A 15714-nucleotide genomic window follows, 5' to 3' on the forward strand; every position below is an offset into this window, starting at 1 on the left:
CCGCGATCAATCTCAGACTCTCGCTCCAGACTCAGCATTCGCCATCCAGCATCGGATCGACCGAGTGCGGGCAACACTCGCCGGATGCCGGTTCAACTCCGGCTCCCCGCTCCAGCGTGCGGGGGTAGTTCAAAGGCAGAACACGGCGACCTGAGAATGACCCGGGCTCTTAAACGTGCCGGCGCGTCCGCAGGTGGCAAAGACGAGGCCCGGGAGCCGGATATGCTCCCGGGTCTCACTGGCGCTCAGCGGGTGCCGGTGACCGGGCCGCCTCCCGTGCGGGCCCAGCACTGGACCATGGTGAAGCTGGTCCCCCAGCGTTCGGGATCCGTCAACTCCTGCTCGGCGTCGGCGATCAGGGCGTCCAGCGCGGCCTCGTCGCCGATCAGCTCGAGCAGCCGCGGACGCAACGCCGCGGCGAACTGCAGTGGCAGGCGGAGGTACGGGTGGTCGTGTTCGAGGGCCAGGACCTCGGTGCGGACCCGCGGGGTCAGCCCCCGGTCGTGGAGCAGGGCGGGCAGGGACCGACCCGCGTTGAAGTCGCCGCCCGCGGCGTCGAAGGCCTCGCCGATCAGGGCGACCAGCCGTTCTGCGGCCGGGGCGGGGGCGTTGAAGCGCCAGGAGGCGCAGTCCGGCTCCTCCAGGACCAGCGTGCCGCCGGGCGCCAGCAGCGCCAGATGGCTGGTGAGTTGCTCCTCGGCGCGGCCCAGCGGGGCGATCATGAGTCGGGCGTGGATCAGGTCGAAACCACGCCGTTCCAGGCCGGACGCGAAGAGGTCGTCGTACATGAGGCGGACGTTGACCAGGCTGTCCTCCTCGGCCAGGCCCGCCGCGCGTTCCAGCATCTTCGTGTCGATGTCCGAGCCGAGGACCGCGCCGAGTTCGCCGACCCAGTCGCTGAGCAGCCGCAGCCAGCCCAGGCAGCCGCAGCCCACGTCGAGTGCGCGTCTGCCGCGCCCGTCGCCGACGAGTTCGAGCAGTCGGCGTCCGGCGGGCTCCCAGACGATCGACTGCAGGCGCAGCCGATCGATCTCGCTCTCCTGACCCGCCAACAGATACTCGCTCATCGCGCCCCCGAACCGAACGGCACCGGCGTCCTGCTCTGTTCCGACCACGGTAGCAACGCGATGCCGTACGGCGCGGGCGCTTTCTTTACATACTTGGGCTGCGGTTTACCCCCCGGGCCCCGGCCGTCCTCCTACGCGCGGCAGGCCGCCGCGAGGCGGGTGAGGCCGAGGATCGCGTCGACGGACGGTGTGGGGACGCCGACCGCCTGCCCGATCTCGCGCACGGCGCCGACCAGCGCGTCGAGTTCGAGCTCCCGGCCGGCCTCCATGTCCTGCAGCATCGAGGTGCGGAAGGCGCCGAGCTTGCGGGTGACGACGGTCCGGTCCGCCGGGGTCTCCGCGATCGGGCAGCCGATCCTGGCGCCGATCTCGGCGGCCTCGCGCATCGCGGCGTGGCAGAAGGCGAGGACGAGCTCGTCGTCGAGGATCCGATCGGCGGTGGCGCGGGTGAGGGCGGAGACCGGATTGGTCGTCATGTTGCCCCAGAGCTTGTACCAGATGTCGGCGTGGATCGAGCCGGAGGCGGTCGCGTCCAGATCGGCGGAGCGCATCAGCGCGGCCAGGTCGCGCACGCGGGCCGAGTCGCCGCGGTCGGGCTCGCCGAGGATCAGCCCCGTCCCCGCCACGTGCCGCACCAGGCCGGGCTCCGGCGTCGCGCAGCTCATGTGCACGACGCTGCCGACGACATGGCGGGTCGGGATCGCGGCGGCGATCACCCCACCGGGGTCGACGCAGGCGAGGGTGCGGCCCTCGCAGGGGCCGCCGAAGCCGTCGAAGAACCACCACGGCACGCCGTTGAGCAGGGCCAGGACCATGGTGTCGGGGCCCAGCAGCGGGGTGACCGCGGGCAGCGCGGCAGGCAGGGCCTGCGCCTTCACCGCGAGGACGACCAGATCCTGCGGGCCCAGTTCCGCGGCGTCGGCCGGGGCGACGGCGCGGACGGGCGCGGTGACCAGCCCGTCCTGCTGCTGGACCCGCCAGCCGTGGGCGCGCAGCGCGTCGAGCGTCGCGCCACGGGCGACCGCGTCGACGGTCGCGCCCGTCGCCGCGAGCCGCGTGCCGATGAACCCGCCGATTGCCCCTGCGCCTACGACTGTGATCCGCATGCCGTGAACCTACCCGACACCGGGCGCGTACCCCCCATGAGAACTGTGTCAGGAGACGAGAGGGAGGAGCAGAGATGCGACGCATCATCGCGGCGGCGTCCCTCACGGCGCTGCTGAGCCTGGCAGGAACGGTGCCGGCCTGGGCCGGAGCCGGCAACCCCAGCGGGACCGGCCTGCCGGGGCAGAGCTGCCAGACGATCGAGTCCACCGGAGGCACCACGCCCGGCCATGCGGCGGGCTCGCCGGGCTCGCCGTTCGACGAGCCGGGCATCAACACGCCGCTGGGCGGCACGGGTGGCCAGCACTACAGCCAGACGTCCCAGTACGACGTCGCGTGCTACCACGTTTCGCGCTAGGAGCGACGGGCACGGGGCCTCCGACCCCGTGCCCCCGCCGTCAGCGCACGTGCTGGAGCCAGGCCGGCCGGCCCGCCAGGGTCGCGGCGCGCTTCGCCGCCTCGGCCGCGGCCAGCTCCTCCGGGGAGGCGAAGCAGCGCGGCAGCCACTCCGTGGAGCGGGCGACCCGGGCGGCGAGGTGGTGCACGTAGGCGTCGCGCAGCGTCTCCGGCGTCGGGTAACCCGGCTCGGGGACGAGCCACAGGTCGGGCACCTCGGCCACGACCTCGCGCAGCAGCGCCTCGGTGACCAGCGGCGCGAGCGCGGTGTCGGCGGCCACGACGTCGGGGGCATAGCCGCCGAGCGCGTGCGCGGAGAAGTCGTAGACCTTGGCGACGGCCTCGTCGGCCGTCTCCCAGCGGTGGTGGAAGATCAGCGCGGCCCCGTGGTCGATCAGCCAGAGGCGACGGTGCCAGACCATCAGGTTCGGGCTGTGGACGGTCCGGTCCACGTTGCCGACCAGGGCGTCGAACCAGACGACCCGGCCCGCCTCGACGGAGTCGAGGTCGACGCCTGCCTGGCCGGGGACGAAGTCGCGGGCTCCGGGGAGGTAGTCGAGGCCGAGGTTCAGTCCGGCGCTGGCCCGGTGCAGGTCCTGCACCTCCTGGTCCGGCTCGGCGGCGGAGACCGCGGGGTCGAAGCGGACCAGCACCAGCTCCGGCACCCGCAGCCCGAGGCGGCGCGCCAGCTCTCCCACGATCACCTCGGCGACCAGCGCCTTGTGGCCCTGCGCGGCGGCGTGGAATTTGACCACGTAGGTGCCGAAGTCGTCGGTCTCCACGACGGCGGGCAGCGAACCGCCGGTGCGCAGCGGCTCCACGTAGTCGAGCGCCGTGACCTCGGCGAGCTCACCGTGCGTCGTCACCGTCGCCGCCTCCCTTCGTCGGTCCGGCCACAGGCATGGGCCGAACAGCAGGTCCACCCAGTCAAGCATCCGTCGGCCCCGGTGGACTCGTCGTGGCCGGACGCCCGGTGCCGCCGAGCCCGGCCAGCAGCGTCGCCAGCGTGGCGACCTCGCCCTCGCCCCAGCGGGCGGTCTCGAACCAGTCGGCCGCGACCTCCTCGGCGCTGAGGGTCATGTCGGCGAGCATCGTCCGCCCGGTCGCGGTCAGCGCGGCGTAGGCGACCCGCGCGTCGCGCGGGTCCTTCTCCCGCTCCACCAGCCCGATCCGCTCCAGCGGTCCGAGCCCGCGGGTCACCCCCGACGCGGTCAGCCCCAGCGCCGCGGCGAGATCCACCCGCCGGAGCCGCCCGCCGGGCGCGGCGCCGAGGTGCAGCAGTACCTGGAAGTCGGCGTAGCTGATCCCGTGGCGGTTGGAGAGCACGGCGTCGAAGCGCTTGGCGAGCGCGGCCTGCGCGCGGGTGAGGCGCAGCGCGGTGTCGAGGGGGTCCGGCATGGGATGAGCTTAACAGATACTTGAGTACTCAAGAATTGGCAGAGAGGCCAGTTGCAACGCCAAAGGGGCGCGAGGAACTGCGCGACGAGCCACCCTGAGTGGTGACTCGCCGAACGAGCAGGCCATCCGCGGTGGATGGTTGCTCGCGCAGTTCCTCGCGCCCCTGGAGGAAGGCGCAACCGGCCCGAGGGCTCGGCGGTCAGCCTCGGAGTACCGCGTTCACGCGGGACGACGCCTCCGCCACGGCGGACTCGCGGGCCGCCGAGGCCTCGTCCGCGGTGAGGGTGCGGTCCGCCGCGCGGAAGCGGAGGGCGTAGGCCAGGGACTTCTTGCCCTCGCCGACGCTCTCGCCCCGGTAGACGTCGAACAGCCGCAGGGACTCCAGCAGCTCGCCCGCGCCCTCACGCAGCGCGGACTCCACGTCCGCCGCCGCGACGTCCGCGTCGACGATGAGGGCCACGTCCTGCGTCGCCACCGGGAAGGTGGAGATCTTCGGGCCCTCGGGCTTGGCCGCGCCGTCCTCGGTGAGGAGGTCGAGGTCGAGCTCCATCGCGCAGGTGCGCTCCGGCAGGTGCAGCGCCTTGACCACGCGCGGGTGCAGCTCGCCGGCGTGGCCGACCAGGCGGTCGGCGACGTACAGCGCCGCGCAGCGGCCCGGGTGGAACGGGGCGTGCTGGTCCTGGCGGACCGTCAGCCGGGCGCCCGCCGCGTCCGCGACCGTCCGCGCGGCCTCGATCGCGTCGGCCCAGGTCCAGGCCTCCGCCTTGCCCCACCAGCCGTCGGCGACGCGGTTGCCCGCGAGCACCGCGGCCACGCGGTACGGCTGACGCGGCAGCGCCGCGTCCAGCTGCGCGATCTCGTCCTCGGTGGGACGGCGGTCCACCGGCAGGCGCGGCGCGTTGTACAGCGTGTCCGCCGTACCGTCGACGCGGAAGACCCGGCCGAGCTCGAACAGCGCGACGTCGGTCGAGCCGCGGCCGATGTTCCGGCGCAACGCGCCGAGCAGGCCCGGCAGCATCGTGGTGCGGAGCGAAGGCTCCTCGTCGGAGATCGGGTTGGCGAGCTTGACCGTCTGCCGGCGCGCGTCGCCCGCCTCGATGCCGAGGCCGTCCAGGACCGCCTCGCCGATGAACGGGTAGTTCAGCACCTCGACGTAGCCCGCCGCGGCGAGCGCGAGGCCCAGGCGGCGGCGCAGCCGCTGCGCGTCCGTCAGGCCGCGACCGGCCGGGACGTTCGGCAGCGTGGAGGGCAGGTTCTCGTAGCCCTCCAGCCGGATGACCTCCTCGGCCAGGTCGTTCGGGTCGGTCAGGTCGGGCCGCCAGGTGGGCGGGGTGACGACCAGCACGTCCGTGCCGACGACGGTGCAGCCGACCTCCTGGAGGCGGCGGACGACCGTCTCCCGCCCGTACTCCTGGCCCGCGACGCGGTCGGGAAGGTCGGCGGCGATGGCGATGGAGTGCACCGGGCGCGGGGCCACGACGTCGGTGACGCCCGCCTCGGCGGTGCCGCCCGCGACGATGACCAGCAGGTCCACCGCGCGCTGCGCGGCGGCCTTGGTGGCCTCGGGGTCGACGCCGCGCTCGAAGCGCTTGGCCGCCTCGGAGGGCAGCTTGTGGCGACGCGCGCTGCGGGCGATCGGGACCGGCGCGAAGTGCGCGGCCTCGATGACGACCTCGGTCGTGCCGGAGGCCAGGCCCGTCTCCGGGTCGACGACCGGGTCGGCGATCTCGGTCCCGGCACCGCCCATGACGCCGGCGATGCCGATCGGGCCGCTGTTGTCGCAGATCAGCAGGTCCTCGGCGTCGAGGGTGCGCTCCACGCCGTCCAGCGTGCGCAGCTTCTCGCCCTGCGCGGCGCGGCGGACCGTGATCGCGCCGTCGATGCGGTGCCGGTCGTAGGCGTGCAGCGGCTGACCGAGCTCCAGCATCACGTAGTTGGTGATGTCGACGGCCAGCGAGATCGGGCGCATGCCCGCCTTCTGGATCCGGCGCTGCATCCAGATCGGCGACCTTGCGCGCGGGTCGAGGCCGATGACGCTGCGGGCGACGAAGCGGTCGCAGCCGACCTGGTCCTCGACCTTGACCAGCGGGCCGTAGGAGTTGGCCGGCGGCACGTCGATCAGGGCCGGGTCGCGCAGCGGCAGCCCGTACGCGATCGCGGTCTCGCGCGCGACGCCGCGGACCGAGAGGCAGTAGCCGCGGTCGGCGGTGACGGCGATGTCCAGGACCTCGTCGACCAGCTCCAGCAGCTCGATCGCGTCGGTGCCGGGCTCGTACTCCGGCGGCAGCACGATGATGCCGTCGTGGTCGTCGCCCATGCCCAGCTCGCGGGCGGAGCAGATCATGCCCTCGGAGGTCTTGCCGTAGGTGGCGCGCGCCGCGATCGGGAACGGGCCGGGCAGCACCGCGCCGGGCAGCACGACGACGACCTTGTCGCCCACGGCGAAGTTGCGGGCGCCGCAGACGATGTTCTGCGGCTCGCCGGTGCCGTTCGCGTCGCCGACGTCCACCTGGCAGTAGCGGATCGGCTTCTTGAACTCGGTCAGCTCCTCGATGGCGAGGACCTTGCCGACGACCAGCGGGCCCTTGAGGTCCGAGCCGAGCTGCTCGACGGTCTCGACCTCGAGGCCGGCCCGGATCAGCTTCGTCTGGATGTCTCGGCCGGTCTCACCGGCGGGGAGGTCGACGTACTCCCGCAGCCAGGAAAGCGGGACGCGCATCAGATCTCCATCCCGAACGGAAGGGTGAAACGGACGTCACCCTCGACGATGTCTCGCATGTCCTCGACGTTGTGCCGGAACATGAGCATGCGCTCGATGCCGAAGCCGAACGCGAAGCCGCTGTACTTGTTGGGGTCGATGCCGCAGGCGACCAGCACCCGCGGGTTGACCATGCCGCAGCCGCCGAGCTCGATCCAGCCCTCGGAGGAGCAGGTCCGGCAGGGACGGTCCGGGTTGCCGACGGACTCGCCGCGGCAAACGAAGCACACCATGTCCATCTCGGCGGACGGCTCGGTGAAGGGGAAGTAGTTCGGGCGCAGGCGGGTGCTGATGCCCTCGCCGAACAGGCTGGCGACCATGTGGTCGAGAGTGCCCTTGAGGTCCGCCATGGTCAGGCCCTCGTCGACGGCCAGCAGCTCGACCTGGCTGAAGACGGGGGTGTGCGTGGCGTCGAGCTCGTCGCTGCGGAAGACCCGACCCGGGCAGATCACGTAGACCGGCGGCTCGGCGGCGGCCAACAGCGAGCGGATCTGCACGCCGGAGGTGTGGGTGCGCAGGACGACGGAGTCGGCGTCCTTGAGGAAGAAGGTGTCCTGGGTCGAGCGCGCGGGGTGGTCCGGGCCCATGTTCAGGGCGTCGAAGTTGAGCCACTCGGCCTCGACCTCGGGGCCCTCGGCGACGGAGTAGCCCATGGCCGTGAAGACGTCCATCAGCCGCTCGGCGAAGGTCGTCAGCGGGTGCCGGCCGCCGCGCGGGGCGCGGTCGTAGGGCAGCGTGACGTCCACGGCCTCCTCGACCAGCACACGCGCGTCCCGCTCGGCCTCCAGCTCGACACGGCGGTCGGCGAACGCCTTGTTGACCGCGCCGCGGGCTGCGCCGACGCGCTTGCCGGCCTCGGCCTTGGCCGCCGGGGGCAGCGCGCCGATCTCACGGTTGGCGAGCGCGAGGGGCGAGCGGTCGCTCATGTGCGCGACCTTGGCCTCGTGCAGGGCGTCGAGATCCGCGGCGGCGGCGAAGGCGGCGAGAGCCTCGTCGCGCAGGCGCTCGATCTCCTCCGGCTTCAGGGCCTCGACCTCCACGGGGTCGTACGACTTGTTGGGTGCGGACATCTCTCTCTTCCCATATGCGACGACGCCTGACCAAAGGTCGAGTCTACTGTGCGGAAGAGGCCGGACACGCAGCGGTTATTCACCGCGGAGCCGGTTGCGGCCACCCCAGGACCGCGGGGCCCTGCTGATGTGCGCCTCCGGCGCGAGGCTCTGCTCGATTCACCGCGTGCGCGACAAGCCACCCACGCAGGTAGGGCGCCGAACGAGCAGGGCCATCCGCATGTCAGTGGTTTCTCGCGCAGTTCCCCGGGCCCCTGCGGGGTGCAACTGAGCCGTCCGCCGTTACTGGAGCAGGACCTCCGGCACGCCCGCAGGGAGGACGAGGCGGAAGCTGGCCCCACCCGAGGGCCCGCGGTCGACGCGGATCGTGCCGCCGTGCGCCTCGACGATGCCCTTGACGATGTACAGGCCGAGACCCGTGCCGCCGCGCTTGCTGCCGCGCCAGAAGCGGGTGAAGACGCGCGGGATGGACTCCTCGGGAATGCCGGGGCCCTGGTCGCTGACGGTCACCGCCGTGCCCTCGCGGACGCGACCGGACGCGGCCTCCGCCTTCTCGGGTTCGACCTCGATGGTGACCGTGCCCTCGCCGTGGCGGACCGCGTTCTCCAGCAGGTTGCCGAGCACCTGGTCCAGCTTGTCCGCGTCCGCCCACAGCAGCGGCAGCGGGTCCCCGATCCGCACCACGAACCGCTCGGCCGGGACGCCCGCCGCGACCAGTCCGTCCACGTGCCGGCGCACGGCGACGTCCAGCCGGACCGGCTGCCGGTGGCACTCCAGGCGGCCGGAGTCGATCCGGGAGATGTCGAGCAGTTCCGCGATCAGGCGGGTGACCCGGTTGGCGTCGGCGTCGACGGTCTCCAGCATGAGCTTCTTCTGGTCCTCGGTGAACCGCTCCCACTTCTGCAGGAGGGTCGCCGTGAAGCCCTTCACGCTGGTCAGCGGGGAGCGCAACTCGTGGGCGACGGTGGCGATCAGCTCGGCGTGGCTGCGTTCGGTGCGGCGGCGCGCCTCGGTTCCGCGCAGCGCCACGACCACCTTCCGCACCGGCCCCGTCCGGCCGTCCGCACGGATGTAGCGGGCCGAGACCAGGACCTCACGGCCGCCGGGGCCCGGCAGCAGCAGATTGCGCTCGGGCTGGCGGGTGCGGATGTCGAGGCCGCCGTAGGGGTCGGTCAGCTGCCACCAGCGGCGACCCTCCAGGTCCTCCAGCGGCAGCGCCTCCGCCAGCGGGCGGCCGAGGACGGCCGCGGGCCGCAGGCCGGTGATCCGGGCGGCGGCGGCGTTGAAGACCACGACCAGCCCGCCCTCGTCCGCGACGAGGAGCCCGTCGGGCAGGTCCTCGGGATCGACCGGTCCGCCCGCCTCCGCCCCGGCGGACGCGCGCCGCTGCTGCGGCACCGGACTCGCCATGGCCACGCTCCCTCCCCCGGGGCTCCGAATGGCCACCCTAGCGAAGGAGGCCCCACCCGCGTCAGTCAGGAACGACACCCTCCGGGAGCACGCTGGGCGCGCGCGGAGGCGTAGAGGCAGACGGCGGCGGCCGTGGCGAGGTTCAGACTCTCCGCGTGGCCGTGGATCGGGACCCTGACCACCTCGTCGGCGAGAGCGCGCGTGGCCTCCGGCAGGCCCCAGGCCTCGTTGCCGAACAGCCAGGCGGTCGGCGCGCCGAGGGTGCCCTCGTCCAGTTCGGCGTCGAGGTCGCGCTCGCCCGCGCCGTCGGCGGCCACGACCCTGATGCCGGCCTCGCGGAGACCGGCGACGGCCTGCTCGACCGGCACGCCGACGGCCACCGGCAGGTGGTAGAGGCTGCCGACCGAGGCGCGGACGGCCTTGGGGTTGTAGAGGTCGACGGAGGCGTCGGTCAGCACGACGGCGTCGGCGCCCGCGGCGTCGGCGGTGCGCAGCACGGTGCCGGCGTTGCCGGGGTCGCGGACGTTGGCGAGCAGGGCGACCAGGCGCGGCTTCGCGGCGAGCACCGCGGCGAAGGACCGGTCGACGAAGCGGCACACGGCCACGATCCCCTGCGGCGTGACCGTCTCGCTGACGGCCGCGACGACCTCGTCCGTGGCGGTCAGCACCGGCACCCGCTCGGCCCGGGCCCGGGCGATCAGGTCGGCGTGGCGCTCGGCGGCCTCGAAGGTGGTGTAGATCTCCACGACGGAGTGGCTGCCGTCCGCGAGCGTCCCGAAGGCGACCGCCTCGCGCACGGCCTGCGGGCCCTCCGCGACGAAGCGCCGCTCCTTGCTCCGCTGGGCGCGCCGGGAGAGTCGCCGGGCGGCGTTGACCCGCGGGGAGCGGAGCGAGGTGAGCTCGGGCTGGGTCTGCGACTGCGGCAGGGACATCGCGGTGGTCACTCCAGGGATCTGTCCAAAGAACGGGCCCGCAGGGGTTACCCCCTGCGGGCCCGGTGCACTACCTACGTGCGATGCCTGTCACTCAGGCGGCGTCAGCGGCGGCCTTCGGCGCGTTGACGTCGGCCGGGAGAGCCTTGCGAGCGGCCTCGACCAGCGCCTCGAACGCGGCGATGTCGTTGACGGCCAGCTCGGCCAGCATCTTGCGGTCGATCTCGATGTTGGCAGCCTTCAGGCCCTGGATCAGGCGGTTGTAGGTCATGCCGTTCGCGCGCGCCGCAGCGTTGATGCGCTGGATCCACAGCTGACGGAAGTCGCCCTTGCGCTTCTTCCGGTCGTTGTAGTTGTAGACGAACGAGTGGGTGACCTGCTCCTTCGCCTTGCGGTACAGGCGCGAGCGCTGGCCGCGGTAGCCGCTGGCGAGCTCGAGGACGACCCGGCGCTTCTTGTGGGCGTTGACTGCCCGCTTGACGCGTGCCACGTGATTACTCCTTGATGAGGACCGCGGTGGGAGTCACACGGTCCGGTTACGAATGTGGTCGAAAGGATCTGCGTGCCCGGGGAGGGCAGCGATCACTTGCCGAGAAGCTTCTTGATCTTCTTCGCGTCGGCGGGGGACGCCTCGACAGTGCCGGCCAGACGGCGGGTCAGCGTGGACGACTTGTGCTCAAGCAGGTGACGGCGGCCGGCGCGCTGACGCAGCACCTTGCCGGAGCCGGTGAGCTTGAAGCGCTTGCTGGCACCGGAGTGCGTCTTGTTCTTCGGCATGTCGCCGTACTCTCCTCGTCGTTCCGCTCCCGCCCGTGTTCGCCTCGGAAGAGGCGACGCGAGCGGGAGCGCTCCGTGATGACAGGGGCTTCCGGGCGGTGTTGCCCGGGAGCCGGGTGGTGCAGGCGCGGCAGCGTCAGCTGGCCGCGGCCTCCGTGCCGGCCTCGGCCTCGTCGGCGGCGGCAGCCTCGGGCTGCGCCTCGACCGGGGCCTCGGTGACCTCTTCGGTCTCGACGACCTCGTCGGTCGCCTCCACGTCGTCGGCCTCGTCGGCAGCCGAGCGGCGGCCGTGCGTCGGCTCACTGGCCAGCGCGGCCTTGCGCGCGGCCTGGGCCTCGCGTGCCTCGGCCATGGCCTCGGTCTTCTTCTTGTGCGGCCCGAGGACCATGATCATGTTGCGGCCGTCCTGCTTCGGGTTCGACTCGACGAACCCGAGCTCCTGGACGTCCTCCGCGAGACGCTGCAGCAGTCGGAAGCCCAGCTCGGGGCGGGACTGCTCACGACCGCGGAACATGATCGTGATCTTGACCTTGTCGCCCTGCTTGAGGAACCGAACGACGTGACCCTTCTTGGTGTCGTAGTCGTGCGGGTCGATCTTCGGCCGGAGCTTCATCTCCTTGATGACCGTGTGCGCCTGGTTCTTGCGCGCCTCACGAGCCTTCATGGCGGACTCGTACTTGAACTTGCCGTAGTCCATGAGCTTGCACACGGGCGGACGCGCCGTCGCCGCGACCTCGACCAGGTCAAGGTCGTACTCCTGCGCGAGCTCAAGGGCCTTGGCCAGCGGCACGATGCCGACCTGCTCGCCGCTGGGACCGACGAGTCGCACCTCGGGGACGCGAATCCGGTCGTTGATGCGGGGCTCGGTGCTGATGGATCCTCCTCGGTTGCACCCCGCGACTGCCGGGTTGGCAGCCGCGATGCTGGCTGGGTACCGCCACACAGAGCTTCATTCGGGCCGCGGTTACAGAAGTGCACCGCGGGCACGAAAAAAGCCCCGCATGACGCGCAGGCGGAGCTCCATGGCACAACGAACAACGTCGAACGCGACGCCTGCTGTCGTGGACAGCGCGGCGCAGCGCCTCGTCGGACCGTTGACCCGACGACCGTGAGGTCGATGCGGGTGGGAGCTTGGAGCCTCCACTTGCGGGCCGGGACTGCGTACGCCTGGCGGCATAGCGGTACCTGGCCGGTCTCAGTCTGCAAGCATAGCAGCGTCCGGCGATACCGCAGAATTCCCGCTCGCGGGGGTGATTCCGGCAGACTGCGGGGAGACATCCGAGCGTAGACCCCGCGAAGTGAGACCCACGCATGAACGGCGAGACCCCCGAATTCGACGACCTCACCCGCGACATCGCGGACGTGCCGGCGGTGGAGGTCATCACGACCGTCGCCGTGCACCTGATGAGCGCGGCCGCGGTGAACCTGGGCCTGGCCGAGGGCGGCGAGGACCACAAGGACCTGGACGAGGCCCGCAAGCTCATCACCGCGCTGGCCGGCCTGGTGACGGCGGGCGCGCCGGAGATCAGCAACTTCCACGCCGCCCCGCTGCGGGACGGCCTCAAGTCCCTCCAGCTCGCCTTCCGCGAGGCCTCCCTCGTCCCCGACGCCCCGGGCGCCGGCCCCGGCGAGAAGTTCACCGGCCCGGTCTACAGCTGACGCGCGTCGCCCCGTTCCACACCCCCACAGGCGCGGAACGGGGCTCGGCCGGGGGTCAGGCTCCGGGCGCGGTCGGCGGGTAGCCGGGCGGCTGCGGCTGCTGGAACTGCTGCGGCGGGGCCGCCTGGGGCGGGACTCCGGGAGCGGACTGCGTGGGCTGCTGGGCGACCGGGTCCCGGGGAGGCGGGGGCTGCTGGAACCCGCCGGGCTGCCCGGGTGCGGGGGCAGGGTGCTGCGGGTAGCCCGCCACCGGCTGCTGGTGCGGGAACGGCTGCGGGGGCATCGGCTGCGCGGGCGTCGGCTGCACCGGCGCGCCGGGGACGGGCCGGCCGGGCGCGGGCATCGCCCCGGGCGGGACGGGACCCGCACCGAACGGCGCCGGAGTGCCGGGCTTGCGGGCCGAGAGCGAGGTCACCGCCACCGCGACGATCGTCGCCACCCCGACCAGGATCTCCGCGATCATGATCAGGTTGAAGTAGAGGTTGTGGCCCCGCGAGAAGTAGGACGCGTCACTCCCGGTCAGCTGCATCAGCACCTGCGTCGTGTCCGGGTAGGTGATCAGGACCGCCCCCGCGAGGATCGTGGGCCGACCCCAGTCGCGTCCTCCGAAGACCCCGATCGCGCCGGCCAGCAGGACCCCGCACAACGCCACGTCCCAGGCGCCGAACTGGATCGGCGCGTCGATGAAGTGCTCGCCGAACCCCACGAGGTTGGCGAAGACGCCGAGGTGGTCCGAGGCCACCGCGACCGTGGCGATGAGCAGCACCAGCTCCAGCAGCAGCAGTCCCAGCGCGCCGACGCCGGCGATCACCGCGCCGACGCCGCCGGGCCGCCCCGGCGCTCCTGCGGGGGGCGGCGGCATGACACCGGGCGGAGCGGCCTGGTAGCGCGGGTCGAACGACATCCGGGAGTCCCCCAGTCTGCGGCCCGACCGTCGCGCCGCATCGGCTGACGAGCCTAGGCCCTGACGTCCGGCCTCGACAGCCCGCACGGGTGGAACCCCGAACGCGCGCGCCGTCCGCGCAGGGTGGCGCGCCGTCAGCGACTGTAGAACGCCGGCGGCTCGTTCCCGCTCGGCGCGAGGACGGCCAGGTCGAGGCCGCGGTCGAGGCGGATGCGGAGGAGCTCGCTGTCGGCCAGCGCCGCGGCGACCGACTGGAAGGTCTCCGGCGGGGTGCCAGGCTCGGCGATGAGGACGAGCTGGGCGTCCGTCTGCGCGCCCGCGAGCAGATGCGCGCGGAGGACGGCCGGATGCCCGGCCAGCACGCGGCGGAGTTCGTCGGCGACCGCGGGGTCGGCGAGCGCCGACACGTGCGCGCGGCCCTCGGCGACCGCCCGCAGCGCCGCGCCGCGCAGTTCGAAGAAGACCGGACCTGCCAGGTCGATCAGCAGCGCGTCCGCGCCCTCGCTCCACGCCGCCTGCACCGCCTGCGGGGCGGGGACCGGCGCCGGGCGGGCGTCGGCCCGCCAGCGGGCGAGGGCGTCGATGGACGTGAAGGCCGGCAGGCCCTTGCGGCCGTCGGGGGTCTGGATGGTGGGGACGGCCATGTCGCTGGTCTTCTCGTGGCGGTGACCGTGCTCGTCCGTCTCGACCTCGCCGAGGACCGCCACGATCGGGACCATCAGCCGCGCGGTCGCCAGCAGCGCCAGCACCGCCTCTTCGGTCTCGGGCGTCCGCTCCGCGGCGTACGCCGCGAGCGCCGCCGCCAGCTCGGGCTCTGCCGATCCGTCGTCACCCGCGAACCCCGGGTCAGGGATGTTCTTGCGCTGCACCCCGTGAGCCTACGCGACGCCCGCCCGACGCCCGCGCGGGCGTCATGGTCGGCCGACCAACTAGTGCCTCCGAACCCCTACCCGCAGGTAAGTCCTTGTGGCAGGCTTCGGCCATGGTGACCCGCTCCCTCGCCGACGACCGCGCACGCTACGACCGTGCCACCGCCCACCTCGACGCGCCGCTGGCGATCGTCGACCTGGAGGCCTTCGACGCGAACGCCGCCGACCTGGTGCGCCGGGCGAGCGGCAAGCCGATCCGGGTCGCCAGCAAGTCGGTGCGCTGCCGCGCGCTGCTGGAGCGGGTGCTGGCGATGGACGGCTTCCAGGGGATCATGAGCTTCACCCTGGCCGAGTCGGTCTGGCTGGCCCGCGAGGGCTTCGACGACATCCTGCTGGCCTACCCCTCCGCCGACCGCGCGGCCTTCGCGGAGCTCGCCGCCGACCCCAAGTTGGCCGGGGCGATCAGCGTCCTGGTCGACGACCCGGCCCAACTGGACCTGATCGACGCGGCCCGCAGCTCCGGCACCGAGGAGATCCGGGTCTGCCTGGAGCTGGACACCGCGCTGCAGCTGCTCGGCGGTCGGGTCAGGATCGGCGCGCGGCGCTCCCCGCTGCGCACCCCGGAGGCGCTGCGCGCCTTCGCCGAGCTGGTCGGAGAGCGGCCGGGCTTCCGCGTGGTCGGTCTGATGGCGTACGAGGGACACATCGCGGGCGTCGGCGACAGCATCGCCGGGCGGCCGCTCCGCTCCCGCATGATCCAGGCGATGCAGCGGACCGCGCGGCGTGAGCTGGCGCAGCGGCGCGAGGCCGTGGTCCGCGCGGTCCGGGAGGTCGCGGAGCTGGAGTTCGTGAACGGCGGCGGCACCGGAAGTGTGGAGAGCACGGTCGCGGAGAGCTGCGTGACCGAGGTCGCGGCGGGCTCGGGCCTGTACGTGCCGCGCCTCTTCGACAACTACCGGGTCTTCAGCGGCCGCCCGGCGGCGCTCTTCGCCCAGCCGGTGGTGCGGCGTCCGGGCGTCGGCGTGGTGACGGTCCTCGGCGGCGGTTACCCCGCCTCCGGCGCGGCCGGCCCCGACCGCTCCCCCGTCCCCTACCTCCCCGAAGGCCTCCACTACGACGCCCAGGAGGGCGCCGGCGAGGTCCAGACCCCGCTGCTCGGCTCCCCCGCCGACGACCTCCGCATCGGCGACCGCGTCTGGTTCCGCCACGCCAAGGCGGGCGAACTGTGCGAGCGCTTCGACCAGCTCCAGCTGGTCGAGGGCGACCGCGTGGCGGCGACCGTCCCGACGTACCGCGGCGAGGGGCGCACCTTCCTCTGAGCGCGCACCACATGGGCCGAGGGCCGGGAACCGCGCGGTTCCCGGCCCTCG

Annotated in this window: 16 protein-coding genes; 3 read left to right on the plus strand and 13 right to left on the minus strand. The window is 72.9% G+C overall.

Going from position 1 to position 15714, the window contains the following annotated elements:
- Positions 1–245 precede the first annotated feature (245 nt).
- Positions 246–1067, minus strand: a complete 822-nt coding sequence (locus tag BS83_RS29915) for a class I SAM-dependent methyltransferase (RefSeq protein WP_037606541.1) — start codon at positions 1065–1067, stop codon at positions 246–248.
- A gap of 131 nt (positions 1068–1198) precedes the next feature.
- Complete coding sequence (locus BS83_RS29920; protein ID WP_037606542.1) at positions 1199–2173, minus strand: 2-dehydropantoate 2-reductase; 975 nt, start codon at positions 2171–2173, stop codon at positions 1199–1201.
- Between the two features lie 74 nt (positions 2174–2247).
- On the opposite strand from BS83_RS29920, the gene BS83_RS29925 reads away from it, so the two are divergent.
- Entirely contained in the window at positions 2248–2529 is a 282-nt protein-coding gene (locus tag BS83_RS29925) for a hypothetical protein (protein ID WP_037606543.1), read from the plus strand.
- Between the two features lie 40 nt (positions 2530–2569).
- On the opposite strand, the gene BS83_RS29930 is transcribed toward BS83_RS29925, so the two are convergent.
- The 9 genes from BS83_RS29930 to infC form a co-directional block, all read right to left on the minus strand.
- The gene (locus BS83_RS29930) at positions 2570–3433 is read right to left on the minus strand and encodes a HipA family kinase (protein WP_037610136.1); all 864 of its coding nucleotides are present in this window, start codon (positions 3431–3433) and stop codon (positions 2570–2572) included.
- 61 nt (positions 3434–3494) lie between these two features.
- Entirely contained in the window at positions 3495–3965 is a 471-nt protein-coding gene (locus BS83_RS29935) for a MarR family winged helix-turn-helix transcriptional regulator (protein WP_051944324.1), read from the minus strand.
- Between the two features lie 199 nt (positions 3966–4164).
- Positions 4165–6684: a phenylalanine--tRNA ligase subunit beta gene (gene pheT / locus BS83_RS29940; protein WP_037606544.1), complete on the minus strand. Its 2520-nt coding sequence runs from the start codon at positions 6682–6684 to the stop codon at positions 4165–4167.
- Positions 6684–7793 carry a phenylalanine--tRNA ligase subunit alpha gene (gene pheS, locus BS83_RS29945; protein WP_037606545.1) on the minus strand — a complete coding sequence of 370 codons (1110 nt, stop codon included), beginning with the start codon at positions 7791–7793 and terminating at the stop codon, positions 6684–6686. Before pheS ends, pheT begins: the two co-directional genes overlap by 1 nt.
- 282 nt (positions 7794–8075) lie before the next feature.
- Positions 8076–9203, minus strand: coding sequence for a sensor histidine kinase (locus BS83_RS29950; RefSeq protein WP_037606546.1), 1128 nt, complete (start codon positions 9201–9203; stop codon positions 8076–8078).
- Between the two features lie 65 nt (positions 9204–9268).
- Positions 9269–10135 carry a TrmH family RNA methyltransferase gene (locus BS83_RS29955; protein ID WP_037606547.1) on the minus strand — a complete coding sequence of 289 codons (867 nt, stop codon included), beginning with the start codon at positions 10133–10135 and terminating at the stop codon, positions 9269–9271.
- A gap of 94 nt (positions 10136–10229) precedes the next feature.
- Positions 10230–10625 (minus strand): 50S ribosomal protein L20, encoded by a 396-nt coding sequence (gene rplT / locus BS83_RS29960; protein WP_037606548.1) that lies wholly within the window; start codon positions 10623–10625, stop codon positions 10230–10232.
- Between the two features lie 92 nt (positions 10626–10717).
- The gene (gene rpmI / locus BS83_RS29965; RefSeq protein ID WP_037606550.1) at positions 10718–10912 is read right to left on the minus strand and encodes a 50S ribosomal protein L35; all 195 of its coding nucleotides are present in this window, start codon (positions 10910–10912) and stop codon (positions 10718–10720) included.
- 136 nt (positions 10913–11048) lie between these two features.
- Positions 11049–11834 carry a translation initiation factor IF-3 gene (infC, locus tag BS83_RS29970; RefSeq protein ID WP_037610138.1) on the minus strand — a complete coding sequence of 262 codons (786 nt, stop codon included), beginning with the start codon at positions 11832–11834 and terminating at the stop codon, positions 11049–11051.
- 389 nt (positions 11835–12223) lie between these two features.
- On the opposite strand from infC, the gene BS83_RS29975 reads away from it, so the two are divergent.
- A complete protein-coding gene (locus tag BS83_RS29975; RefSeq protein WP_037606552.1) occupies positions 12224–12571 on the plus strand; it encodes a DUF1844 domain-containing protein in 348 nt (115 codons plus the stop codon).
- 55 nt (positions 12572–12626) lie between these two features.
- Here the strand turns inward: BS83_RS29975 and BS83_RS42345 are convergent, their stop codons facing one another.
- Positions 12627–13475, minus strand: a complete 849-nt coding sequence (locus BS83_RS42345) for a hypothetical protein (RefSeq protein WP_051944329.1) — start codon at positions 13473–13475, stop codon at positions 12627–12629.
- A 134-nt stretch (positions 13476–13609) separates the two neighbouring features.
- A complete protein-coding gene (locus tag BS83_RS29985) occupies positions 13610–14344 on the minus strand; it encodes an SseB family protein (RefSeq protein ID WP_037606553.1) in 735 nt (244 codons plus the stop codon).
- 113 nt (positions 14345–14457) lie between these two features.
- Between BS83_RS29985 and BS83_RS29990 the strand changes: the two genes are divergently transcribed.
- Positions 14458–15663, plus strand: a complete 1206-nt coding sequence (locus BS83_RS29990) for an amino acid deaminase/aldolase (RefSeq protein WP_037606555.1) — start codon at positions 14458–14460, stop codon at positions 15661–15663.
- The last annotated feature ends 51 nt before the right edge of the window (positions 15664–15714 follow it).

The organism is Streptacidiphilus rugosus AM-16, from assembly GCF_000744655.1.
Classification (GTDB): domain Bacteria; phylum Actinomycetota; class Actinomycetes; order Streptomycetales; family Streptomycetaceae; genus Streptacidiphilus; species Streptacidiphilus rugosus.

What these genes read in the sequence shown, in the direction of transcription:
- BS83_RS29915 (WP_037606541.1), bottom strand. Translation starts at nt 1,067, where the DNA reads ATGAGCGAGTATCTGTTGGCGGGTCAGGAGAGCGAGATCGATCGGCTG.
- BS83_RS29920 (WP_037606542.1), bottom strand. Translation starts at nt 2,173, where the DNA reads ATGCGGATCACAGTCGTAGGCGCAGGGGCAATCGGCGGGTTCATCGGC.
- BS83_RS29925 (WP_037606543.1), top strand. Translation starts at nt 2,248, where the DNA reads ATGCGACGCATCATCGCGGCGGCGTCCCTCACGGCGCTGCTGAGCCTG.
- BS83_RS29935 (WP_051944324.1), bottom strand. Translation starts at nt 3,965, where the DNA reads ATGCCGGACCCCCTCGACACCGCGCTGCGCCTCACCCGCGCGCAGGCC.
- pheT (WP_037606544.1), bottom strand. Translation starts at nt 6,684, where the DNA reads ATGCGCGTCCCGCTTTCCTGGCTGCGGGAGTACGTCGACCTCCCCGCC.
- pheS (WP_037606545.1), bottom strand. Translation starts at nt 7,793, where the DNA reads ATGTCCGCACCCAACAAGTCGTACGACCCCGTGGAGGTCGAGGCCCTG.
- BS83_RS29950 (WP_037606546.1), bottom strand. Translation starts at nt 9,203, where the DNA reads ATGGCGAGTCCGGTGCCGCAGCAGCGGCGCGCGTCCGCCGGGGCGGAG.
- BS83_RS29955 (WP_037606547.1), bottom strand. Translation starts at nt 10,135, where the DNA reads ATGTCCCTGCCGCAGTCGCAGACCCAGCCCGAGCTCACCTCGCTCCGC.
- rpmI (WP_037606550.1), bottom strand. Translation starts at nt 10,912, where the DNA reads ATGCCGAAGAACAAGACGCACTCCGGTGCCAGCAAGCGCTTCAAGCTC.
- BS83_RS29975 (WP_037606552.1), top strand. Translation starts at nt 12,224, where the DNA reads ATGAACGGCGAGACCCCCGAATTCGACGACCTCACCCGCGACATCGCG.
- BS83_RS42345 (WP_051944329.1), bottom strand. Translation starts at nt 13,475, where the DNA reads ATGTCGTTCGACCCGCGCTACCAGGCCGCTCCGCCCGGTGTCATGCCG.
- BS83_RS29990 (WP_037606555.1), top strand. Translation starts at nt 14,458, where the DNA reads ATGGTGACCCGCTCCCTCGCCGACGACCGCGCACGCTACGACCGTGCC.